This is a genomic window from Streptomyces sp. NPDC002669 (genome assembly GCF_042889165.1).
Classification (GTDB): Bacteria; Actinomycetota; Actinomycetes; order Streptomycetales; family Streptomycetaceae; genus Streptomyces.
On the sequence record NZ_JBIAQQ010000001.1, the window covers coordinates 1 to 21,874 of the forward strand.

Sequence of the window (21,874 nt, forward strand, 5' to 3'; positions counted from 1 at the left end):
CTCACCCCCTTCATCGAACACCGCGCATCCGCCATCGCCCACGTCCTCCCCCCACCACCCCCCGGCACCCCCCTCGGCAACCAACTCCACTGACCCGCAGCGGAGTTCATCCGCCCGGTGGACGAAGGGCGGAGGGGAGCGCCGCGGCCCGGCGGGGCCGCGCCAGTTCGTCGGCGGGGCGCGTGCGCCGTATGGTGCGGCAGGAACGAACGACCTCGGTGTGCGGTGGGGCACGCCGGGGTGCCGGGGAGGGGAACATGATCGACGCACTGGTACCGGAGGGGCCCGCGGCGCGGCCGGTGTCCCGCCGCCCCCTGCCGGGGACGTCCGGCCGTACGGAGGACGCATGAGCACGGGCGGACCGTCGCTCCCCGGTCGGGCGGAAGCCGCCGACGCGGCGCTCACACCGCGACAGCGGCGGCTCGCCGGTCTCGGCCGCACGCTCATGCGCCGGATGGCGGGCGCGGACGTGCCGCTCGCCGTCACCGCGCTGCCGGAGGACGACGCGGTACTGGTCGCGCACACCGTGCGGGGCGGCGGCCGGGTGTACGTCGCCGCGGACGAGACCGTGCTGTTCGCCGGCTCGGCCGCCCCGCCGCACGAGGCGATCGAGGTCTTCCGTTCCGGGCGCCGCACACCGTTGGAGCACTTCCGGCCGGCCGGGGCCCGCACCGAACGGACGACCGCGAAGCCCGCGGCGGCACCCGGACCCGGTCCCCGGCCTCCGTACACCGTGCGGGACCGGCTGGCGGAGACCCTGGCCACGGAGCTGGCCGCGGCCCAGTCGTCGGACTGGGACCGCATCCGGTTCGCGGTGTCCGTGGTGGACGGCCGTACGCAGGCACGGTGCTCGGGCGAGCGCGGCGGAATGCCGGTGAGGGTGCGGGAGGCCGGGACACCGGCGTTCGCGGAGGCCCTCGCCGAACTGCGCGCCGTCATGCACACCCCCGGTTCGGGGACGTGGTTCGGCATGACGCTCGACTTCAGCGCCGGGGACCTCGCCGAGACCGCCTTCGACTACGACGGCGAGCCGCTCCTCCTGCCCCCTCCCGGCCCGGAGGAGTACGCGCGGGACCTGGCGCGGTTCCCCCGCGACGCCGACAGGCAGCCGGCGTGGCTGCGCGAACGGCTCTCCTGGGCCGGGCTGACGCCGCACCAACTGCGGCTGGCCGAAATCGGGCGGGCCTTCCTGGAGGGGACATCGATGCCGGGTGGTTCCCGCCCCCTGTTCCCCGTCACCGTGCTGCCCGAGGAGGACGCCGTCGTGGTCGCCTCGTCGTGGACCGGTGCCGAGGCGCACGTCGCGGCGGACGGAACGGTCCGGCTCCTCGGTCCCCGGTAGCGGCGCTCCGCACCCGTACGGCGTGTCGGGTCACTCGTGGGGGACGATCGCCACCGGGCAGCGGGCGTGGTGGATGGCGGCCTGGGCCACGGAGCCCAGGTGCGGGGCCAGGGGGCGGCGGCGCCTGCGGCGGCCGACGACCAGCAGGCCGGCGTCCTCGGCGGCCTGTACGACGGCCTTGGCGGGGCTGGTGAGCGCGAGGCTGTCGACCGCCTCCACCTGCGGGAACCTGTCGCGCCAGGGGCGGAGGGTCCGGTCGAGGAGTTCCTGTGCCTCCTTGGCGACCTCCTCCGCCACCTCGTGGTCCACGCCCCAGGGCACGTACGCGTCCACCGGCAGGCTCCGGCCGTGCACGGCCCGCAGGGGCACACCGCGCGCGGCGGCGGTCCGGAAGCCGAATTCGAGCAGGGCCTCGCAGGGGCCGTGCAGTTTGAGCGCCACCGCGACGCCGCCCGCACCGGTCCGCTCCGGCCGCGGACCGTCCCCGTCGGCCCCGGTCCGCACCAGGACCACCGGGTGCTCGGCGTGCGCCACGACGGGCATGCTGATGTCGCCGAGGAAGTAGCTCTCGACGGGCAGCAGCCCGCGCGAGCCCAGGACGACCATCTCGGACTCCGCGGCCGCCCGCATCAGGGCCTGCTCGGCGTCCTCGGCCACCAGGTCGTCGACCACGGACAGGCCCGGATGGCGCGCCCGGAGCTCCGCCCCGACCTTGTCCACGATCCGTCTCGCCCAGTAGTTCTGGTCCGCCTCGGCGGGCACCCCGGGCGGTTCGGCGGCCAGCAGGGGCCACGCGTGCAGGAGGCGCAGCGCGAACCCGCGCCGCTCCGCCTCGTCGGCGGCCCAGCGGGCGGCGGCGAGGCTCTCGGGGGACCCGTCGAGGCCGACGGTGACGACTGGCTCCATGGCGACTGCCTCCGTCTCACGAGAAGCCGGAACGACAAGACGCGCACGCGCCGTCCGCCACGCCGCTTCCGACGCTCGTGGTCGTCCCCGGCGCCCGTGTCGTTCCTCCGGCGCCCGCAGCCCGGCCCGGGGTACGGAGGGCGGCGCGCCGGGCACGGGCCCGTCTCCTTCGACAAGTACACCGGATCCCGCGGCGGCGCATGCGGAGCCGGGCCTCGTCCCCCGGGCCCGGGGCACCGGCGGTCGGGCCGCCGGGGTCGTTACCGCCGCCCCCGCCCCTGGGGAAACCGCCCCAGATGCACCGCTCCGTGGACGACCTGGGCCAGCTTCCTGGCGTCCTCGGTGAAGGTGTCGAACCCTATGCAGCGGCCGTCGTTCAACTTGATGGCGCAGCCGAAGCCCATGCCACGGGTCTCGGCCAGTATCTGTTCGCTGCCGCCGCGGGCGTCCACCTCGGCGATGTCCTCCCAGGGGATCAGCGTGACGGTACCCGCGACCCGGTGGGCCAGTCCCCGCTCGTGGATGTCGAAGCACTGCTCCCGGGTGCGGAACGCCTGGGTCAGCCGCCAGATCCCCAGGCCCCATCCCACCAGTCCCACTCCGAGCAGCAGCCCCGCCAGTTGCGGCGCGCCCTCGGTGGTGCCGATCGACGCGATCGTCACCGGAATCCCGAAGGCCAGGCCCACCGTGCCGACGACGATCACGACGGCCGCGTGCCACAGCCGCCTGCCGCCGTCGGTACGGTGTTCGCGGACGAATCCGCCCAGCTGTTTGGACACCTCGGTACGCCTCATCGGGCCCTCCCCCGTTCGACATCGTGAACATCCCGGGGACGTGCCCGGTCGGGGCGCCCGGTCCTCGCGCCGGGCCCGTCCGCAGGAACGCGACCGCCCCCGCCGCCTTCCTCGCGGCCCCGCAGGGTGTTCATCAACTTCCTTGGAGAACAAGGTAGTTGACCTTCACCTCGCATGCATCCGGCGCACTCCCCCCGGACGCCGTGCGCCGGTTTCGCACCATGACGCCACCCCCGCCGCCCGGCCGCCACCCGACCGGACGCAGCCCCCGAGACACACCCCGTTCACCTGCACACACCCTGCGTCACGAATCATCTCTCCGTGTAATCATCCGTGGTGACGGAGGCGCACTCCGCCGGAATCCCGGCGGTACCGGGGCAGCTCCACGCCGCCGATTCCGGGTTCCGTCACCCCCTCTCACGGCACCCGCCGCACAACCGGGTGCCCCGAAGCAATCAGGAGAGTTCCATGACCGCACGCCTCACGATGTCCGCGCGACTGGCCCGGGTGGCCGTCGTGGCCATGACCACGGTCGGATCGCTGCTGCCGCTGGGCGCCGGTGTGGCCCACGCCGCCCCCGAGCCCGGGATCGCGCTGCCTCCGGGCGTGGTCAAGCTCAACGACGGCGAGCCCTGCCCGCCCTTCACCCTGTGTCTGTACCGCGACTACAACAACCGGGGTCCCGCCTACGGCATCGGGGAGGGCTACAACGTGGACCTGCGGGACCTGCCCATGCCGGGCGGCGTCCACGGATCCACCGCGGCCAACGAGGTGTCCTCGTGGGTGAACAACACCCGCGGCCTCGCGACGCTCGTCGACCTCGAGGGCGAGCGGCTCCGTCCGCTGTTCCCCGGCCGGTCGCTCCAGGAGCCGGCGGAGACGAACGACACCGTCGACATCGTCCACTGGATGCACTGACCGTCCGTCCCGTGCGCAGGGGGCGCCGCCGGGACGGGCGCCGGGCGGGCGCTGACCTCCGTACCGCCTTCGCACCACCCCTCGTGGTCGGGTCCGGCACCGGGTCCGGCGACGAGGCGCGTCGCGCCCGGTCCGGCACCGGGAGGCGGCGGGGCGGGCCCTCCTCCTCGCCCGGCCGCGCGGGGCCGTGTCCGCCGGAACGGCTGCCCCTGTACGCGCGGACCGTGCGGGATAGAGTGTGCGGAACGCGCGGGAATTCGCGCTGGTGTGCCGGGAAGTCTGGTCGGCAGTCGGGGGACAAATGTCCCCGGATTCCGATCGACGTCCCGGAGGACCCCCGTGCAGGACGGCTCCCGCGAGCGTTCCGCCCTTCCCGATACCGGTTCGCGGTACGAGGCACACCGGTGAACGGCTCCGACGCGGTCGGCCACTGCTTCGACGGCTACCCGGAACTGCTCGCCGCGGCCGCTTCCGGCAACCGCCGCCTGACCCGTACCGAGCTCGACGCCCTGCGCGCGTTCGGCGAGCGGGCCGCGGGCAGCGGCGCGACGTTGCGCCAGGTCGTCGCGAAGCACCTCGAAGCGACCCGTTCGGCCTGGCCGGGCACGCTCGCGTCGAGCGACAGCGCCCTCGCCGTCATGGCCCAGGCCATCGACGCGCTGGCCGAGGGGTACGACCGGGCCCAGCACTTCGCGGTACGTCAGCAGGAGGCCGCCCGCCGCGAGTTCATCGACGACCTGCTCTACGGGCGCAGCGACCTGGGCCGTCTGGCCGAGCGTTCGGAACGCTTCGGCCTGCGGCTGTCCCGGGCCCATGCCGTGGCCGTGGCCCAGGGCCCCGATCCGTACGCCGAGGGCGACGACGTGCCCCGGCGGGTGGAACGCGCGGTGACCGGCCGGTTCGGCGAGCGGCAGATCCTCCTCACCACGAAGGAGGGGCGGCTGATCTGCATAGCCCCCGGCGACCGGCGCGACGTGCTCACCCACTTCGCCAAGCAGGTCCACGCCGCGACCGACGGCGGCCGGACCGCGATCGGCCGGACCCATCACGGGGCCGACGGCGTCGTCCATTCCTACGAGGAAGCCCTCAACACCCTCGACCTCGCCGTCCGTCTCGACCTGGACGCCCCCGTCCTCAACGCCGCCGATCTGCTGGTCTACCCCGTGCTGACCCGGGACCGCCAGGCGATGACGGACCTCGTCCGCACCACCCTCGGCCCCCTCCTGCGGGCCCGTGGCGGCCCCCGGACGGCCCTCGACACCCTCACCGTCTACTTCGACTCCGGCTGCAACGCGACCGAGGCGGCCCGTCAGCTCTCCCTCAGCGTCCGCGCCCTCACCTACCGCCTCGAACGCATCCACCAGCTCACCGGCACCAACCCCGCCGACCCGCACCATCGTTACGCCCTCCAGACGGCCGTCATCGGGGCGCGCCTGCTCAACTGGCCCGAACAGAGCCTCTGACGGGCGCCCCTCGGTTCCCGCCGCGGTCAGGTCACGGGCCGGGCGGGGGCGCCCGCCGGCGGTCCGGCGGACCGGCCGGACATCCAGTGGCCGACCAGGTCGCGGTAGAGCGGACTCGCGACGAGCAGTTCCTCGTGCGTGCCGACGGCCGTCCGCCGCCCGTCCAGCACCAGGACCCGCCCGCCGCGCAGCGCCGAACTGATGCGGTGCGCGACCACCACGAGCGTCGTGCCGCGGGCGGCGAACGCCTCCTCCGCCCGTGCCTCGGCCGCCGGATCGAGGTGGCAGCCGGCCTCGTCCAGCAGGACGACGGAGGCGGCCGACGCATGGGCGCGGGCCAGGGCGACGAGCTGTTTCTCACCGGCGGACAGCTCCGGCCCGTCCAGCCCCACGGACGCGTCCAGCCCGCCCAGCCGCTCGACCAGGCCGAGGGCGCCGACCGCCGCCAGTGATGCCGTCAGTTCGGCGTCGGCGGCCTCCGGCCGCAGATAGCGCAGGTTGTCCCGGACGGTGCCGGTGAACACGTACGCCTCCTGGGGAATCAGCGTCACCTCGCGGCGGAGCCAGGCCCGGTCGGCCTCCTCGACCGGCACTCCCCCGAGGGTCAGCCGGCCGCCGTCCGCGACCGCCAGCCCGGCCATCAGCGTGGTCAGGGTCGACTTGCCGGCCCCGCTCGGGCCGACCACCACCAGGTGGGAGCCGGCGGGGACGTCCAGGGAGAGGTCGTCGATCACCGGGGCGGCGCACGGCCCGTACGCATGGGTGACCCTCTCCAGGGAGAGGTCCGGGGAGAGCGGGACACGGCCCGGCGCGGGCACGGGGGCGGCGGGTGTCATGGTGCCGCCCAGCCGGCGCAGCACGGTGTCCAGCTGCACCCCCCAGGAGCCGAGGACGGCGACGAGTGCCCGCAGCGCGGGGGTCACCCCGCTCATCAAGTAGCTGGTGGCGCCGAGGAGTTCGCCCACCGTGAGGGTGCCCCCGCGCAGCAGGGCGGGGGCGGCGACGAGCAGGGCGAGCAGGGGCAGCTGACTGCCCGCCGCCACCAGCAGGGTGTTGCCGGACATCGTGCGCGCGGTGGCACGGCAGGCGTCCTCGTGGCCGGCTATCCGGGCGGTGATGCCGGACGCCACCCGGTCGCGGGCGCCGCACGCGACGACGTCCCGGATGCCGCCGAACGCCTCGCCCGCGGTCGTGGTCAGGCACTCCTCCGCCCGCAGCTGGGCGCGTTGCCGTCCGGCGAGTCGCCGCAGCCGCGGTACGCACGACGCCAGGGTGAGGAGAACCGGGGGCAGGGTCGCCGCCGCCACCGGCGCGGACAGCGCGGCGAGGCCGATGAGGGCCATCACCAGGGAGACTCCCAGCTGCCGGGCCGAGCGCAGCAGGGCGGAGACCAGGGAGCGCACGCTCTCGACCTGGACCGTCAGCCGCGCCACCCCCGCACCGGCGTCGCCCCGGGCCCCGCCGACGGCCCGGCGCACCGCGCCGGAGACCACCTCGGTCACCAGCTCGTCCCTCAGGGGCTCGACGAGCCGGCCCAGCCGCGGGGTGAGTTCGCGCGTCATGACGGCGCGCAGCACCATCGCGGCCCCCAGCAGTCCGAGCCAGAGCATGCCCGTGGCCGGGCGCCCCGCGAGGAAGCCCCGGTCCAGGGCGGCGGCCACCAGGAGGCCGGAGAAGAGCGCCGGGAGCGACTCCATGACGGACCATCCCGCCACCGCCGCGGTCGCGGCGCGGTGGCGGCGGACGAAGCCGCCGAGCATCCGCAGGCCCACCGGGGCGGCCCCGGCGTCGGGGGCGTGCGCCGCCGGGCCGGGGGGTGCGGGCGGGGGCGCCAGGACGGGCGCCGGAGATGACGGCTCGCTCATGCCTTCTCCCGCGTGTGAGGGGTCGCCGCCTCCTGCGTACGAGGGGGCGTCGCTTCCTGCGTGTGAGGGGGCGTCGCTTCCTGTGCGTGGGGGGCCGTCGCGGCGAACAGCTCCCGGTACTCGGGCAGTCGCCACAGCTCGTGGTGCGGTCGCACGGCGCGGATCCGCCCCTCGTCCAGCCAGGCCACCAGGTCGGACCGGGCCGCGGTGGAGACCCGGTGCGCGATCACGACCCGGGTGCGGCCGGACCAGGCAGCGGTGAGGGCGTCGTCGACCCGGGCCTCGGTGGCGGTGTCCAGGCTGGACGTGGCGTCGTCGAGGACGATCACGGCCGGGTCGTGCACCAGGGCCCGTGCCAGGCCCAGCCGTTGGACCTCGCCGCCCGAGAGCGGGGCGTCGGACAGGGGGGTGTCGTAGCCGTGCGGCAGCCGCCGTACGAAGTCGTCCGCGTGGGCCGCCGCGGCGGCGGCCTCCACCGTGTCGTCGGGGGTGTCGGGGCGGGCGAAGGCGATCATGCCGCGGACCGTTCCGCCGAGCATGGCGGGGCGCTCGAAGGCGTAGCCGACCAGGGCGCGGAGGGTGTGCGGGGCGAGTTCGCGCAGCGGGAGGCCGTCGATGCGCACCGTGCCCTCGTCCGGGTCCCGCAGCCGGCCGAGCAACGCGGCCAGGGTGCTCTTGCCCGAGCCGGACCGGCCCACCACCGCCAGCGACGTGCCGGCCGGGACGTCGAGGTCCACGGCGTCGAGGACGACCCGGTCGCCGGAGCGGACGCCGACCCCCGAGAACGTCACCGCGCCGGTCGCGGGCCCGGTGTCCGTCCGGGTGCCGGGGGCGGCCACCGGCTGGTCGATGGCCTCGGCGACCCGGCGCGCCCCGGCGAGCGAGACGCCGAGGGAGAAGAGCGCGTCCAGCTGGTCGAGCAGGGACATCGCGACCGCGGTGTAGCCCACCACGGCGGCGAGTTGTCCCGCGCTGATGTCCCCGTTCACCAGGGCGAAGCCGCCGATGCCGAGGACCAGTACCTCCACGGCGGGGACCAGCAGGCCGACCTGCCAGCCGGTGTCGCGCTGCAGGCGCCAGATGCGGTGCCCGGTCCCGGAGAGTTCCGGCAGCGGACGGAGGATCCGGGAGATCTCGGTGTCCGCCGTGCCGCTCGCGCCGATGGTCCGGGCGCCGCCCAGCGCTTCCAGCAGCAGCGCGGAGATCCTGCCCTGCGTCTCCTGGTAGGAGAGGAACAGGTGCGAGCTGCGGTTCATGAACACGCGGGCGATCAGCACCAGTGGGGGCACGCCCAGCAGGAAGGCGAGGCCCAGCCGCCAGTCCAGCAGCCACAGCGCGGCCACGCCGCCCAGCGACGTCAGCACCGAGGCCGCGGAGGTGACCACGGTGTATCCGGCCTGGCCCGCCTGTGCGCAGCCGGCCGAGAGGCGGCCGACGAGGTCGCCCGCCGGGAACCGCGCAGCGCCGGGAATCCCGGCGTCCAGGGCGCGCCCGGCCAGGTCCCGGCGCAGTGCGGCCACCGCCGCGGCGCCGTACGTCCCGCCGGCCAGGGTCTGCAGGGCACCGGCGGCCACCACGACCGCCAGGACCAGGGCGAACACGTACACGGGGGCGGCGGAGGGCCGTTCGCCGATGACCGAGTCGAGCGCGGTCGCCAGGGTCCAGGGCAGGGCGAGCGTGCCGGCGGAGCCGATGACGGCCGCCGCGCCCGCGAGGGCGAACCATCCCCGGGACCGGGCGGTGGCTTCCCTCAGGAGCCGCTGCGGGGACGTCATGGTTCCTCCTCCGGGTGGTGCGCCGGCCGGTGGGGCCGCGGGACGTACCGGGGTGCCGGGCGCGCCGCCGACGCGGACACGCCCGGCACCGGTCTGCTACTGCTGCTCGATGCTGGTGATCGTGCAGGTCCAGGTGCAGGTGCGGGTGCAGCCGGCCAGGGCGACCGCCTCCTCGCCCTCAAGGGTCTGCAGCTCGTCCACGTCGATGGTCATCGCGGTGTTTTCCTTTCGTCGGTGAGTGGTCGTCGTACGGGGCGGCGGCCGGGCGCGGTCACCGACCGGTGCCGCCGGTGCGTCACTGCTGCTCGATGCTGGTGATCGTGCAGGTCCAGGTGCAGGTGCGGGTGCAGCCGGCCAGGGCGACGGCTTCCTCGCCCTCCAGCGTCTGGAGCTCGTCCACGTCGACGGTCATGGTGTTTCACCTCCTGTCGCGGGGTGGTCGCGGTACACCGCCGGGGCCGGCGGTGTCACACGGTCGCGCGGGCGGCCGTGAGATCGGGGGCGGGCGGCGCGGCGGCCCCGGGCCCGGGGGTCAGGAACGTCACCAGCCGGTCGGTGAGTCCGGCTCCGCCGCGCTCCTGGAGGAGGTCGTGGCCCGCGCCCGCGCCTTCGAGGCAGACGAAGTGGGTGTGCTCCACGCGCCCCGCCTCGATGAGCCGCTTGCGCAGCCGGCGGGTCTCCTCCACCGGTACGAGGGAGTCGTCGGTGCCGTGGACGACGAGCAGCGGCACCCGGATGCGGTGGGCGAGCACCTCGACGTTGCGGGGCCCGAGTTCGTCGTCCGGCGGTGTGCCCAGGCCGTGCCGTTCGATCAGGGCGCGTACGGCCGGGGTCGCCCGCTCGTACAGTCCCCGGGCGGACAGGAAGGGTGCGGCCGCCGCGCACCGCGACCAGGCGTGGGGGTCGGCGCACACGGCCAGCAGGGCGAGGAAGCCGCCGTAGCTGACGCCCAGGAGGGCGGGGGGTTTCGCGCCGGGCGGCCGGTGCTCCGTCAGCGTCCTGACCAGTGCGCGGATGTCCGCGAGGTCGGGGACCCCCCAGGCGCCGTGGACGGCCGAGGTGTGTGCCCGGCCGTAGCCCGTGCTGCCGCGCTGGTTGGGTGCCACCACGGCCGTCCCGGCCTCGGTCAGGCGGTGCAGCAGGGGGTGGAAGCCCAGCGTCCAGGCGTCCTCGGGGCCGCCGTGCAGGGCGACGGTCACGGTGTCCGCGGTGCGCCAGTCGCCGAGGCAGACGGCCTCGAACCCGCCGTCGGACGTGTCGAACCGTTCGGTGCGGGCGTCGGGGGCGGGCGGCGGCAGTGTGCCCTGCCGCGCGGGGTCGTCCGGGAGGGTCACGAGGTCGGCGGGGCGGGCGGGGTTCGCGTACACGACGTGCAGGCCGTGCTCGTTCCATCCGGCGGCCGGGTGGACGGCCCCGGCGGGCAGTCCGGTGGGGTACGGCCGGTCGTCGGCGACGTCGTACAGGAACAGGCGCGCCGCGGCCCCCTTGGTGACCCTCAGGGCCACGCGTTCGCCCGCCGGGTCGGCGGCGAGCGGGAACACCGAGCCGTCGAGCGAGTTGAGCCGTTCGGGGAAGCTCAGGGCGGTGCGGCCGTCGACGGTGGTGCGGCCGATGCGCAGCCGCCCGTCCCCGGGGTCGCTCGCGGTCAGCAGCAGCCCCGAGCGCGGGGCCGACAGCAGGACCCGGTGGATGTGTCCGCCCTCGGGCAGCAGGAGTCCCCTTCCGATTCCTTCCCGGAGGTTCAGGACGACCGGGCGACAGCCGTCGGGGCGGCCGAGGTCGGTGGCGTACCGGATTCCCTCCTCGTCCAGCGGCAGGAGGCCGGTGACGCGACCGGGCAGCATCACCGGGTGGGCCAGGCGCAGGGGGTCGTTCCTGACCTGCCACACCCGGGTGCGGCCTCCCGCGTCGGTCTCCACCGCGAGGGCGAGCGTGCCCGGCGGGCCGCCCGGGACCAGCCGCAGTCCCCGGGCGGCGATCGTCGTGGCCGGGCCGGGCCCGCCGTCGGGGCCGGTCAGGGCGAGCCGGTGGCGTCCGCTGCCCACCGCGCTGCGCAGCAACAGCAGTTCGCCCTCGTCGGTCGGCAGGACCTGGGTCGCCGTGGACTCGGTGGAGGCGCCCTCCCGGTACTGCGGCGACGCGCTGCCGAGGTCCCAGCGGGCCGGGACGAACCCGCCCTCCGCGGTGCTCACCAGACAGGCCGCGTGGCGGGCCCTCGCCGAGAACCGGAAGCTGATCCGGTCGGGGCGGCGCGTCATGCCGCACCGGCCACGAGCGGGACGTCCCGTCCGGCGGGGGCGGCCGGTGCCGGGGAGTCCGGCATCCAGAGCCGGGGACCGCCGTCACGCAGCCGCAGGAGCATGCCGAGGGTTCCGGCGAGTCCCGTCTGGTAGCCGGCGACGACCGCCTCCAGCGTTTCGTCGGGGACGACCAGGAGGCCGTCCCTGAGCACGGTCCGGGTGCGGATGCACTGCGCCAGCTCCCGGGCCAGGTCCAGGTAGTGGGGGTCGTCGAGGACCGCGGCCAGGTCCAGGAGGAACTCCGCGTTGCCGGCCAGGCCGTGGCAGGCGGCGGGCGAGGAGAGCCACATGGCCCGTCGTACCCCCGCCGCGGCGAGCACGGCGGTGTCCCGGTGGCGCGCGTCGCCGGTGGTCCGCCACAGCCGGATCAGGAAGGTGCCGATGCCGGAGGACCCGCTGCACCAGTGGGTCTGTCCGGCCACGCCGTCGGCGGTGCGGTCCCCGGCCGCCCACCGGGCCTGCCCGTCGGCGACCCGGGCGAGCGTCACGAGGGTGTCGCCGGCCGTGCGGGCGGCCCGGACGAAGTCCTCCCGGCCGGTGGCGAGTCCGGCGGCCAGCAGGAAGGCGCCGATGCCCGCGATGCCGTGGGCGAACCCGTAGTGGCGGGCCCCGGCGAGGCTCGACGCGAACGTGGCGGGGACCGGCCAGATCACTCCGGCGGGGTGGTCCTCGGCGGCGGCGAGGAGCGTCTTCGCGCAGGCGGCCGCCCGGTCGAGGAACTCCGCGTCGCCGGTGGTCCGCCAGAAGTGCAGCTGGGCCATGCCCGCCCCGGCCGTCCCGTGGCAGATGTCCGGGCTGGGCCAGTCGACGGGGACGGTACGGGCCAGCGCGGACGCCTCCGCCTCCACCGCCCCGTCGCCGAGCAGGCGGGCCGCGTCCAGCAGCGCCCAGGCGGTGCCGGAGCGGCCGAAGTGCAGCCCCGGCAGGGTCGTCCCGTCGGCGGCCCGTCCGGCGGACGGATCGGCCAGCCGTCCGCGGATCCATTGCGTCAACTCCGCTACGCCGTCCCGCAGTTCGGGCTCCCCGCCGGTCGCTGCGGCCCGGGCGAGAACCGCCAGCACCCCGGCCGCGCCGTACTGCACGTTCAGCGGGTCGGTGGTGGCCCCGAAGCCGTTGACCGGCCAGAGGTGCCCGCCGTTGCCGGTGCCCCGGGTGCGGAGCAGGTACGCGAGGCCGTCGGAGATCAGCCGGTCGCGTTCTCCGTCGGCGATGCGCAGGTCGGGGGCGGTGGCGGGGCCGGGCCCGGGCTCCGTCACGGACTCCACGCGGTCCGTCCCGGTCTCCTCCGCCGGGGCGGCGAGCGCCTCCCGCACCCGGGCGAGGTCCCACCGCTCGGCGGGGTCGGCGGCGCAGAGCGCGAGCAGCAGGGGGAGCAGCGGGCGCGCCCAGGGACGGTCGGCCACCGCGAGGGCGATCAGCGCGTCCGTGCGCTCGCCGACCGGGCGCTCGTCGGGGACGAGGAGCATGTCCACGCCCGCCACCAGGTGCAGCAGCACGGCTCCGAGTCCGTAGAGGTCCCCCTCGTACTCGGGGGCGGTGGGTTCGTAGTCGACCAGGGAGCTGATCTCGGGGCCGGCGTAGCCCGGGGTGTACCCGCGGCGGACCGGGACGCCCTGCCGGGCCAGGTACTCGACGTCGATCAGGCGCACCTCGTCGTCGGGGGTGACCATGAGGTTGTTCGGGGAGAGGTCCCGCAGCACGTGGCCGGTGCCGTGGACCCCTTCGACGATGTCGACCACCTGCCGTGCCAGGCCCAGGAATTCCGCCATGTCCCGCACCGGCCGCTCCGGCATCCGCTCGCGCAGGGTCCGTCCCGGGACGCGTTCCTGGACGAGGAAGAGGTTCCCGCCCTGGGAGAAGAGGTCGATCCGGGCCGGGGTGAGGCCCAGCGGCGCCAGCAGGTCCAGCATCTCGGCCTCGTGGCGCAGGGTGTCCTGGAGGTCGGTGCCGTCCATGCGCACCCCCACGTACGGGCGGGCCTCCTTGACGACCACCTCCCGGCCGGTGGCGCGGTCGGTGGCGAGGTAGACGCCGCCCTTGTAGGCGTGCCGGATCGCCCTGCTGACGACGTAGCGGTCGTTGAGCAGCACCACCGGCTTCTTCCGGGAGGACTCGGCGGGGGCCGTCGGTTTCGCGGGGTCCGGGTCGTCGGGGAACGGCGGCGGGGCCCAGTGCGGTGTGGTCGGCCACGCCTGGCGCCGGTCCTTCTCCAGCCCCCCGTCGGGCCGGCGGAGCCGGACGTCCGCGTCGCCGTCGTTGGTCATGGTGCGCACGCCGCGGAACACCCCGTAGCGGTAGTGGACGAGACTGTCGGGGCGGTAGCGCCGGTCGGAGAGGATGCCGGGGCCCCTGAGGCCGAAGGTCGCCCCGTGCAGCCGCCGCGCGAGCCGGCGGAAGTGGTCCGGGCCGTCGGGGTACACGGTGATGAACTTGCCGCCGCCGCCCCGGTCCGCCCGGCCGCCCGTCAGTTCGGCGACGCGTTCCACGCTGCCCGCGAACTTGAACGAGGCCCGCTCCTCGATCAGCACCTCGGACGCCACCGCCAGCACCAGGGCCGCGGACAGCGGTGTGGCCGACAGGTGCAGCTTCCAGCCCTGCTCCGCGCCGCGGTGGTCCCGGGGACGGACCGAGCACCAGAAGTCGCCCCGGTCGACGGCCCATCCCGTGGCGCCGCGCCGGTGCAGTACGCCCTCGACGATTCCGGGCAGCAGGGCGGTACTCACCACGAAGTACCCATCGGCGCCGGGTGCCTGGCCATCAGCGGTCACGGGGTTTCCTTCCGGGTGCGGCGTCGGGGCGTGCGGGAGCGGCCGGGCTGCCACGACGAGGAGGCGGGAGGGGACCGGGAACCGGCCGGGGCCGCCCGGCGCGGGAAGTACGGGGCGTGGCGGTCCGATCCGGCGGGCGGCCGGGAGGCGCTGTTCCTGAGGGGTCGTCCACATCGCCCGATGAGGAGTCAACTACGGGAGTATCAGGACTGATCGGGCAAAATGATCAGCTTTCTGCATTTCTCGGGGGAGCGCCCGCACGGCCGCGCATAGGGTGGCCGTGAGGCGCCCCCCTGATCGCCATGGGTGACGTTATCGGTGCACCGAGGGACCGGTGTACCACCCGTTCTGGGGGGTTGCGGACAGCGAACGGGAAGGCATGTACATGGACGAAACCGGGCTCCACCGTGCACAGACCTCCATGGTTCTGGCCACGTCCCTCTACCGGGGCAGCCATCTCGTCGCCGGGATCGCCGGCGTCGTCCAGCATCAGTGGAATCGCCCGGTCCAGTGGCTGATCCTGGTCGCGGCCCTGTCCTCCAGCGCCGTGGTGCACACGACTGCCAGGCGGCAGGGGCGACTTGTCCCCCGGGCCGTCTGGATCGACGTGGCCGTGGTCGGCTGTCTGCTCCCGTTCTGCGCCTATTTATGGGGCGGGGCGCACACCCCCGCCTCGATCGCCTGGGTCATGCTGCTGGGCGGATCCGCGGCGGCCATGGCGGCCGCCGCCCTCCCCCTCCGGCTGGTCGTCGTCGCCACCGCGCTCCTGGTGGCGACGCACCTGGCCGGGTATCTGCTGGTCGGCGCCGACGCGGCCGTGACCGGGGGTCATCTGAACGCCCTGGTCTTCTCGGCCGTCGTCTCCGGGGTGCTCTGGTGGTACTTCCGCAGGCAGGGCGCCCTGCTCGACGCCGCCAACGAGCGGGCCCTGGCCGCGGAGGCGCACCGCGCCAGGTACGCGGAGCGGATCTCCCACCACCAGGCGCTGCACGACACGGTCCTCGCCACCCTGACCGCCATTTCCGGCGGCGGCGTCGATGCCAACACCCCCGAGATGCGGCGGAGATGCGCCCGCGAGGCGGCCTATCTGAGACGGCTGGTCGAGCAGACGGACGACCAGGGGGCCGATTCGGAGCTCCTCGCCGCGCTGGAGGAGTCGGTGCGGGCCGCGGAGGCGCTCGGACTGCGGGTGACCGCCCGGTACCACGAACCGCCCAGGGTGCCCGGCGACGTGGCCCTGCCCTTCGCCCGGGCCGTGACCGAGGCGCTGAACAACGTCCGCTGCCACGCGGGCACCGGCCACGCCTATCTGACGGTCACCGGGGACTCCGGCCGGCTGGTGGTCACCGTGGTCGACCGGGGACGGGGCTTCGAGCCCGGGAGCGGCGGCGGGGGCCTCGGCCTCACCCGTTCCGTGCACGAGCGGATGCGCGGCATAGGGGGCCACGCGACCGTGGACAGCGCTCCCGGCGAGGGCGTGAGCGTGGAGCTGAGATGGCCGAGGTGATCACCGTCGCCGTGGTCGACGACGACCGGATGCTGCTCGACGGAATCCGGTCCTGGCTGGCCGGGGTCCCGGGGCTGCGGCTCGTCGGCTGCGCCTGCACGGTGGACGAGCTGCTCGACGGGGAGCGGGAGCGGGCCGATGTCGTCCTGCTGGACCTCGTCCTGCGCGACGGACGTCCGTCCGCCGAGAACATCCGCCGACTGCGGGAGGCCGGCAGCCGGGTGCTGATGATCAGTGTGGTGCCGGACCGCGACCGGATCGTCGCCGCCGTCGCGGACGGCGCCGACGGCTACCTCACCAAGGACCACGACCTGTCCGTCCTCGTGGAGGCGATCGAGGAGGTCGCCGCCGGGGGCACCGCGCACTCCCCGGAACTGGCCTTCGCCTGGGCCTGCGACCAGGGCATCCGCCCGAAGCTCTCGCCGAAGGAACGCGAGGTGCTCGTGGGCTACGCCTCCGGGCTCACCCTCAAGGCCACCGCCCGCCGGGCCGGGATCACCGCCAACACCGCGAAGTACTACCTGGACCGGGTCAAGGCCAAGTACCAGGACGCCGGACGGCCGACCTACACCAAGATCGACCTGGCCCTGCGGGTCCGGGAGGACGGCTGGGTGCACCCCGGCATCCCCCCGGCGTGAGCCCTCTCCCCGGCCCGCCGGCCGTCCGCCCGTACGGCTACGGGTTCCCGGGGCCCTGCGGGGCGAGCATCTCGGCCGTGATCGCCCACCGTTCGTGGTCGCGCCAGGCCCCGTCGATGAGGAGGAAGTCGGGCGAGAACCCTTCGAGGCGGAATCCGGCCCGGCGGACGAGGGCGATCGACGCCTTGTTGTCGGGCTGGACGTTGGCTTCGAGGCGGTGCAGCCCGAGCGGTCCGAAGGCCTGCCGCAGGACCAGGTCCAGCCCTTCGCCCATCAGGCCGCGCCCCGCCGCGTGGGCGAAGGCCCCGTAGCCGAGCGCGCCGCAGCGGAACGCCCCGGTGACGATGTTGTTGATGTTGATGAAGCCCACGATCCCGCCGGCGGCCCCGGCGTCCTCTCGTTCGCAGACGAGGAAGCCCGCCCGGGTGGGGTCGTCGATCAGCCGGTCCGCGTAGGCGGCGTACGCCCGGGTGTCGACGGGCGGGAAGAGCCAGGGGTGGTGCAGCTCCCGGCTCTCCCTCGCCCGGCGGGTGAACTCTTCCGCGTCCTCCCGGGCGAAGGGGCGGATCAGCACGCGGCGCCCCGCGGCAGGGCGGTTGGTCTCGGACATCCGGCCAGCCTAGGGGCTGTCCGCGGGCCGTCTCACTCCGCCCGGTCGCCGACCACCGGCAGTTCCAGTACGCCGGTGTCCTCGGGGGAACTGACCACCGTGACCGGCTTGATGCCGCGGTTGCCCACGTACGCGGTGTCGCTCGCCGCGATCACGAATTCGAGCCGGTGGCCCGCCTCGTAGCGGTGGACGATGCCCGGCAGTTGCACGGTGAACGGGCGGGTGACGTCCGGGACCCGGACCGGGGCCACGAGCCGGTTGACCAGCGTCCTTCCGCCGTCCGGGGCCACGTCGTAGATCTTGGCGAACAGGACGAGCTTGTCGGCGGCGTCACCGCTGTTCTGCACCCGTTCCGCGCTCGGCGAGACGACCTTCAGGGTGGCCCTCGGTGCGCCGACCACGTCGACGGCGGAGGGCAGCGGGGCGCTGGTCCAGCCGAGGTGGGTGCCCTTGGTGTCGTACGGCCGGGAGTCGGGCAGGCCGAGGAGACCGGCGAGGGAGCTCTCCGAATGGCTGGTCGGGACCAGCCGGTTGGTGTACTTGCGGCTGCCCCGGGCGACCTCGGAACGCCCGTCGACGAGCCTGCCGTCGCCGGACAGATACAGCTTCCGGGAGAGGGCCGGTACGGAGGACGCCGTGCCGTAGCCGCTCCGCCAGTCGCGGTAGTAGGCGAGGTCGGGTCCGGTGTCGGCGTTCCGGTTGTGCCGGAGGTAGCGGTCGAACCAGGCGAGGACACGCCGTCCGACGTAGCTGGTCTCCAGGTTGCCCTGCTTCAGGTCGAGTTCGCCCGGTGCCTGGCCGCCGCTGTGTCCCCAGGCCTGCCAGATCATCTTGGCCGTGGTGCCCTGCTTCTTGAGGGCTTCGTAGGTGGCGGTGGCCTCGTTCAGGTTGAACAGGCTGTCGGCCTGGCCCTGGACGAGGAGGGTGGGCGCCTTGATCCGGCTCAGGTAGTCGACGGGGGAGACGCTGCGCGTGTAGGCGAGCATCCTCGCCGTCGGGCCCGCCGGGTAGCGGCCGGAGTTGAGCAGCCGGACGGTGTCGCACACCCGGGGCGCGAAGTGGAGGCAGGTGAGGTTGTTGAACCGGGACGGGTCGAGGCTCGCGTTCAGTACCGTCTGCCCCTCCCCCATCAGGTAGAAGCCGTTGGTCCACTGCCACTTGAAGACACCGGCGGTGTCGGAGGAGACGCCCTCGCGCGTATCGGCGTTGTTCGGGGCGAGCCCGTAGGCCAGGTCGTTCCAGGTGACCAGCGGTACGAGGGCGTCGACGCGGCGGTCGACGGAGGCGGTGGCCAGCTGGACGGCGCCGCCGTAGGAGCCGCCGATCATGCCGACCCTGGGGTCGCCGTCGCCGTCCTGGGCGACGAAGTCCGCCCGGGTGCCGTCGTCGGCGGCGCGGGTCCCGGCGAGGAAGTCGATCAGTGCGGTGGCCGCCCGGCCGTCGATGGCCGGGTCGTCGAGGGTGATCAGGCAGCCCGACGTGCCGAATCCGAGCCCGGAGTAGACCAGGCCGACGTAACCGCGGGAGGCGACCGCCCTGCCGAGGGCGTCGGTCGTGCCGTCCGACTTGCTGCCGCCGAACCCGTTGGTGGCGAGCACGGCGGGGGCCGGGTGCCGTGCGTCGGCCCCGGTGGGGCGGTACAGGTCGGCGTCGACGGTGCACGAGCGCCCGTCCACCCGCGCCGTGAACTTCAGCGGGGTGACGGTGTACGGGGCGGTCCCCTCGGCGCTCGCCGCCCCCGCCCCGGCGAGGAGGAGGGGCGCGACGAGCGCGGCCGAGGCCAGGTACCCGGCCGGCTTCCGGGACGGTGCCCGGTACCCGGACCGGGGGCGGGGGCGGGGAACAGCACGTGACACGAGGACCTCCACACCGAGGGCGCCTTACCGGCCGGTACGTGCCGGGCGGCGCTCATGCTGTGACATGCGTCATAGTGCTGTCAACGCACCGGGCGGCGTTTCCTGAATGTTGTTCAACTTCTTCGCCATTCGGCCCGGTTCGGCTCGGTTCCCTTCCGTTCGAGCCCGTTTCTCCGCCCTTCGGTGCTGCTCAGACCAGGGCCGGCAGCTGCGTGGTGAGCGTGGCGGGACCGCCGTCGGCCGGGGCGTCCAGCACGGCGGGCACCCCGAGCGGGATCGTGAGCGCCGTCGGTCCGTGCCCGAAACCCAGTTCCTCGACGACGGGGACGCCCAGCCGGCCGAGCCGGTCCAGGAGGACGGCCCGCACCTCCTCGTACGGGCCGCAGCCCGCCCAGGAGCCGCAGGCGACCCCGGCCACCCCGGCCAGCGCCCCGGAGCGCAGCAGCTGGGTGAGGATGCGGTCGATGGAGTACGGGTCCTCGGTGGTGTCCTCGATCACCAGCAGGCCGCCCCGGGCGGAGGTCCGGGCGTGCGGCGTCCCGAGGTCGGCGGCGAGCAGGCTCACGCAGCCGCCGTACGTGACGCCCTCCGCGCGGCCGGGCACCAGTGCCCCGGCGCCGGGCAGGCCGAGGGTCCGTACCGTCTCGGGCTCGAACAGGGTGGCCCGCAGGGACTCCTGGGTGTCCGGGTCCTTGAGGAAGGTCTCGGTGGCCGCCATCGGGCCGTGCAGCGTCACGATCCCCAGGTGCCGGGCGAACGCCTCGTGGAGCACGGTGATGTCGCTGTACCCGACGAACACCTTCGGCCCGGCGGCGCGCATCGCCGTCCAGTCGATCAGGTCGACCATCCGGTGCGCGCCGTATCCGCCGCGGGCGCAGATCACCGCGTCCACGGACGGGTCGCACCACGCCTCCTGGAGCCCCCGGGCGCGTGCCGCGTCCGCACCGCCCAGGTAGTCCAGCTCCGGGTGGACGTCGCGCACATGGGGGGCCTCGACGGGTTCGAGGCCCCAGCCGCGCAGGACGTCGAGCCCGGCCTCCAGCCGTTCGGGGGGCACCGGCCCGCTCGGGGCCACGACGGCGACCCGTGCCCCGGTGCGCAGCCGGGCCGGGCGGGTCAGGGGGGCGAGGTTCACTTCTTGAGCTCCACCGTCGGTACGTCGGGGTGTTCGATGCCGAAGGTCTGGGCGTAGAGGGAGAGTTCGGCCTCCAGGGCCCGGATCATGGTGTCGGCGCGCCGGAACCCGTGCCCCTCCCCCTCGAAGGCGAGGTAGGCGTGCGGGATGCCGCGCCCTTCGAGGGCGGCGAGGAAGCGTTCGCACTGGATGGGCGGGCAGATCGGGTCGTCGAGCCCCTGGAGCAGCACGAAGGGGGTGGCCAGCCGGTCGGTGCGGCTGATCGGCGACCGTTCGCGGTAGCGGTCGGGCACCTCGGCGAGCGGGCCCACCAGGGACTCCAGGTACTGCGACTCGAAGTCGTGGGTCTCGTCGGTCCCCCAGCCGGTCAGGTCGAGGATGGGGTAGATGATCGTCCCGCAGGCGTAGACGTCGGTGCCGGTCAGCGAGGCGGCGGTGGTCCAGCCGCCGGCGCTGCCGCCCCGGATGGCGAGCCGGTCGCGGTCGGCCGTGCCCTCGGCGGCCAGGGCCTCGGCGACGGCCGCGCAGTCCTCGACGTCGACGACGCCCCACTGTTCGCGCAGCCGGTTGCGGTAGGCCCTGCCGTAGCCGGTGGAGCCGCCGTAGTTCACCTCGGCGACGCCGATGCCGCGCGAGGTGAAGTAGGCGATCTCCAGGTCGAGCACGAGCGCGGCGTGTCCGGTGGGGCCGCCGTGCGCCCAGATCACGTAGGGCGGCAGTTCGCCCTCGGGGCCGGTCCGTTCGGGATTGCGCGGCGGGTAGAGGTGGGCGTGGATCTCGCGTCCGTCGGGGCCGGTGAAGGTGCGTTCCTCGGGGCGCGGACAGTACGCGGGGTCGACGGCGTCCTCGTGCGGTGCGCCGATGACCCGGGTGCGGCCGGTCCTGGTGTCCAGTTCCACGACCTCGTACGCGCTGTACGGGCTCGCCGCGATGCCGACGACCCGGCTGCCGTGCACGGCGAGCGTCTCGGCCCATTCGGTCCAGGGTCCGACGACGTCGACGAGTTCGCCGCTCTGCGGGTCGAGGATGCCGAGCGTGGTGGCGCCCTTGCCGTGGACGGTGGCGATCAGGCCGTTCTCCAGGGGCTGGAACCAGTCGAGGCCGATCTTCCAGAGGGGGCCGGAGAACTCCTCCTCCCGGGGGCAGAGCGCGACCGCGCCCCGGTCCGGGTCGGCGCGGTAGAGGTTCCACCAGCCGCTGCGGTCACTGGCGAACAGGAGCTGTCCTTCGGTGTCCCATTCGACCTGCGGCACCGATTCCTCCGGGCCGCCGCAGAAGCTGCGGGGGTCGGCGAAGGTGCCGTCGTCGGTGACGTCCGCGAGCATCACCTCGGTGCCGTCCCACGGCATCCGCGGGTGGTCCCAGGCGATCCAGGCCACCCGCCGCCCGTCGGGCGAGAGCTTCGGGCCGGTGACGAACCGGTGGCCGTCGTCGGTGAGTTCGCGCACCGCCGACCGGTCGTCGGCCGCCGATCCGTCGAGCGGGACGGCGGCGATCACCCGGCGCAGCTCGGTGGGGCCCTCGCCGGTGAACTCCTCCAGGACGCACCAGACCTCGCCCCGGTCGAGGTGGATGCGCGGGTCCACCCAGCGCAGCCCGCCGCCGACGGCCGAGACCGGGGTGAGCGGCCGGGGCGCGTCGGAGCCGTCGGGGGCGTGGGCGTACAGCCGCTGGTCGGCGAAGTCGACGAAGACGACCAGGGGGCCGCCCTCGGCGCGTTCGGTCCCGGCCCAGGGCCGGCCGCCGTACTCGATGACCCGGCTCCGTACGTTCCAGGGCGCGGGCAGCACGCAGTCGGTGCTTCCGTCGGCCCGGCGGCGGACCAGGGCGCGGCGGCCCGCCTCCGCGGGGCGCGGCTCCGTCCACCACACCTCCTCGCCGATGATGCCGACGTATTCCGGGCGTCCGTCGCGCGAGGCGGCGAGCGCGGCGTCGATCGGCGACGGCCAGGTTCCGTGGGCCCCTGTGGGCAGCATGATCGTTTCCCCCTGTTGCGG

General features: G+C 74.7%; 17 protein-coding genes. 5 read left to right on the plus strand and 12 right to left on the minus strand.

Annotated elements, in window-relative coordinates:
• Positions 1-346 precede the first annotated feature (346 nt).
• The gene (locus ACFYW1_RS00005) at positions 347-1,342 is read left to right on the plus strand and encodes a hypothetical protein (RefSeq protein ID WP_388984995.1); all 996 of its coding nucleotides are present in this window, start codon (positions 347-349) and stop codon (positions 1,340-1,342) included.
• Between the two features lie 30 nt (positions 1,343-1,372).
• Here the strand turns inward: ACFYW1_RS00005 and ACFYW1_RS00010 are convergent, their stop codons facing one another.
• Positions 1,373-2,248 (minus strand): universal stress protein, encoded by an 876-nt coding sequence (locus ACFYW1_RS00010; RefSeq protein WP_388984997.1) that lies wholly within the window; start codon positions 2,246-2,248, stop codon positions 1,373-1,375.
• Positions 2,249-2,508: 260 nt separating this feature from the next.
• Positions 2,509-3,042, minus strand: a complete 534-nt coding sequence (locus tag ACFYW1_RS00015; RefSeq protein WP_388984999.1) for a hypothetical protein — start codon at positions 3,040-3,042, stop codon at positions 2,509-2,511.
• Between the two features lie 468 nt (positions 3,043-3,510).
• On the opposite strand from ACFYW1_RS00015, the gene ACFYW1_RS00020 reads away from it, so the two are divergent.
• A complete protein-coding gene (locus ACFYW1_RS00020) occupies positions 3,511-3,960 on the plus strand; it encodes a peptidase inhibitor family I36 protein (protein WP_388985001.1) in 450 nt (149 codons plus the stop codon).
• Positions 3,961-4,364: 404 nt separating this feature from the next.
• Positions 4,365-5,423, plus strand: coding sequence for a PucR family transcriptional regulator (locus tag ACFYW1_RS00025; RefSeq protein ID WP_388985003.1), 1,059 nt, complete (start codon positions 4,365-4,367; stop codon positions 5,421-5,423).
• A 26-nt stretch (positions 5,424-5,449) separates the two neighbouring features.
• Here ACFYW1_RS00025 and ACFYW1_RS00030 read toward each other — a convergent pair whose 3' ends face one another.
• The 6 genes from ACFYW1_RS00030 to lanL form a co-directional block, all read right to left on the minus strand.
• Positions 5,450-7,288: an ATP-binding cassette domain-containing protein gene (locus ACFYW1_RS00030; RefSeq protein WP_388985005.1), complete on the minus strand. Its 1,839-nt coding sequence runs from the start codon at positions 7,286-7,288 to the stop codon at positions 5,450-5,452.
• The gene (locus ACFYW1_RS00035) at positions 7,285-9,063 is read right to left on the minus strand and encodes an ABC transporter ATP-binding protein (RefSeq protein WP_388985007.1); all 1,779 of its coding nucleotides are present in this window, start codon (positions 9,061-9,063) and stop codon (positions 7,285-7,287) included. Before ACFYW1_RS00035 ends, ACFYW1_RS00030 begins: the two co-directional genes overlap by 4 nt.
• 96 nt (positions 9,064-9,159) lie before the next feature.
• Positions 9,160-9,276: an ALQxL family class IV lanthipeptide gene (locus ACFYW1_RS00040; protein ID WP_222872278.1), complete on the minus strand. Its 117-nt coding sequence runs from the start codon at positions 9,274-9,276 to the stop codon at positions 9,160-9,162.
• 82 nt (positions 9,277-9,358) lie between these two features.
• Entirely contained in the window at positions 9,359-9,475 is a 117-nt protein-coding gene (locus ACFYW1_RS00045; RefSeq protein ID WP_388985009.1) for an ALQxL family class IV lanthipeptide, read from the minus strand.
• A 55-nt stretch (positions 9,476-9,530) separates the two neighbouring features.
• Positions 9,531-11,321 (minus strand): alpha/beta hydrolase family protein, encoded by a 1,791-nt coding sequence (locus ACFYW1_RS00050; protein WP_388985011.1) that lies wholly within the window; start codon positions 11,319-11,321, stop codon positions 9,531-9,533.
• Positions 11,318-14,131 (minus strand): class IV lanthionine synthetase LanL, encoded by a 2,814-nt coding sequence (lanL, locus tag ACFYW1_RS00055; RefSeq protein WP_388985013.1) that lies wholly within the window; start codon positions 14,129-14,131, stop codon positions 11,318-11,320. Before lanL ends, ACFYW1_RS00050 begins: the two co-directional genes overlap by 4 nt.
• A gap of 385 nt (positions 14,132-14,516) precedes the next feature.
• On the opposite strand from lanL, the gene ACFYW1_RS00060 reads away from it, so the two are divergent.
• Both ACFYW1_RS00060 and ACFYW1_RS00065 read left to right on the plus strand, forming a co-directional pair.
• The gene (locus ACFYW1_RS00060; RefSeq protein ID WP_388985015.1) at positions 14,517-15,638 is read left to right on the plus strand and encodes a sensor histidine kinase; all 1,122 of its coding nucleotides are present in this window, start codon (positions 14,517-14,519) and stop codon (positions 15,636-15,638) included.
• Entirely contained in the window at positions 15,626-16,276 is a 651-nt protein-coding gene (locus ACFYW1_RS00065) for a response regulator (RefSeq protein WP_388985017.1), read from the plus strand. Before ACFYW1_RS00060 ends, ACFYW1_RS00065 begins: the two co-directional genes overlap by 13 nt.
• A gap of 37 nt (positions 16,277-16,313) precedes the next feature.
• Here the strand turns inward: ACFYW1_RS00065 and ACFYW1_RS00070 are convergent, their stop codons facing one another.
• The 4 genes from ACFYW1_RS00070 to ACFYW1_RS00085 form a co-directional block, all read right to left on the minus strand.
• Positions 16,314-16,886 (minus strand): GNAT family N-acetyltransferase, encoded by a 573-nt coding sequence (locus ACFYW1_RS00070; RefSeq protein ID WP_388985019.1) that lies wholly within the window; start codon positions 16,884-16,886, stop codon positions 16,314-16,316.
• Between the two features lie 32 nt (positions 16,887-16,918).
• Positions 16,919-18,754 (minus strand): CocE/NonD family hydrolase, encoded by a 1,836-nt coding sequence (locus tag ACFYW1_RS00075; protein ID WP_388985021.1) that lies wholly within the window; start codon positions 18,752-18,754, stop codon positions 16,919-16,921.
• 178 nt (positions 18,755-18,932) lie between these two features.
• Positions 18,933-19,877 (minus strand): LD-carboxypeptidase, encoded by a 945-nt coding sequence (locus ACFYW1_RS00080; protein WP_388985023.1) that lies wholly within the window; start codon positions 19,875-19,877, stop codon positions 18,933-18,935.
• The gene (locus tag ACFYW1_RS00085; protein WP_388985025.1) at positions 19,874-21,853 is read right to left on the minus strand and encodes a prolyl oligopeptidase family serine peptidase; all 1,980 of its coding nucleotides are present in this window, start codon (positions 21,851-21,853) and stop codon (positions 19,874-19,876) included. Before ACFYW1_RS00085 ends, ACFYW1_RS00080 begins: the two co-directional genes overlap by 4 nt.
• Positions 21,854-21,874 lie beyond the last annotated feature (21 nt).

Bases quoted from the DNA above. Each gene is read 5' to 3' on its own strand.
- ACFYW1_RS00005 (WP_388984995.1), top strand. From the start codon at position 347: ATGAGCACGGGCGGACCGTCGCTCCCCGGTCGGGCGGAAGCCGCCGAC.
- ACFYW1_RS00010 (WP_388984997.1), bottom strand. From the start codon at position 2,248: ATGGAGCCAGTCGTCACCGTCGGCCTCGACGGGTCCCCCGAGAGCCTC.
- ACFYW1_RS00015 (WP_388984999.1), bottom strand. From the start codon at position 3,042: ATGAGGCGTACCGAGGTGTCCAAACAGCTGGGCGGATTCGTCCGCGAA.
- ACFYW1_RS00020 (WP_388985001.1), top strand. From the start codon at position 3,511: ATGACCGCACGCCTCACGATGTCCGCGCGACTGGCCCGGGTGGCCGTC.
- ACFYW1_RS00030 (WP_388985005.1), bottom strand. From the start codon at position 7,288: ATGAGCGAGCCGTCATCTCCGGCGCCCGTCCTGGCGCCCCCGCCCGCA.
- ACFYW1_RS00035 (WP_388985007.1), bottom strand. From the start codon at position 9,063: ATGACGTCCCCGCAGCGGCTCCTGAGGGAAGCCACCGCCCGGTCCCGG.
- ACFYW1_RS00040 (WP_222872278.1), bottom strand. From the start codon at position 9,276: ATGACCATCGACGTGGACGAGCTGCAGACCCTTGAGGGCGAGGAGGCG.
- ACFYW1_RS00045 (WP_388985009.1), bottom strand. From the start codon at position 9,475: ATGACCGTCGACGTGGACGAGCTCCAGACGCTGGAGGGCGAGGAAGCC.
- ACFYW1_RS00050 (WP_388985011.1), bottom strand. From the start codon at position 11,321: ATGACGCGCCGCCCCGACCGGATCAGCTTCCGGTTCTCGGCGAGGGCC.
- ACFYW1_RS00060 (WP_388985015.1), top strand. From the start codon at position 14,517: ATGGACGAAACCGGGCTCCACCGTGCACAGACCTCCATGGTTCTGGCC.
- ACFYW1_RS00065 (WP_388985017.1), top strand. From the start codon at position 15,626: ATGGCCGAGGTGATCACCGTCGCCGTGGTCGACGACGACCGGATGCTG.
- ACFYW1_RS00070 (WP_388985019.1), bottom strand. From the start codon at position 16,886: ATGTCCGAGACCAACCGCCCTGCCGCGGGGCGCCGCGTGCTGATCCGC.
- ACFYW1_RS00085 (WP_388985025.1), bottom strand. From the start codon at position 21,853: ATGCTGCCCACAGGGGCCCACGGAACCTGGCCGTCGCCGATCGACGCC.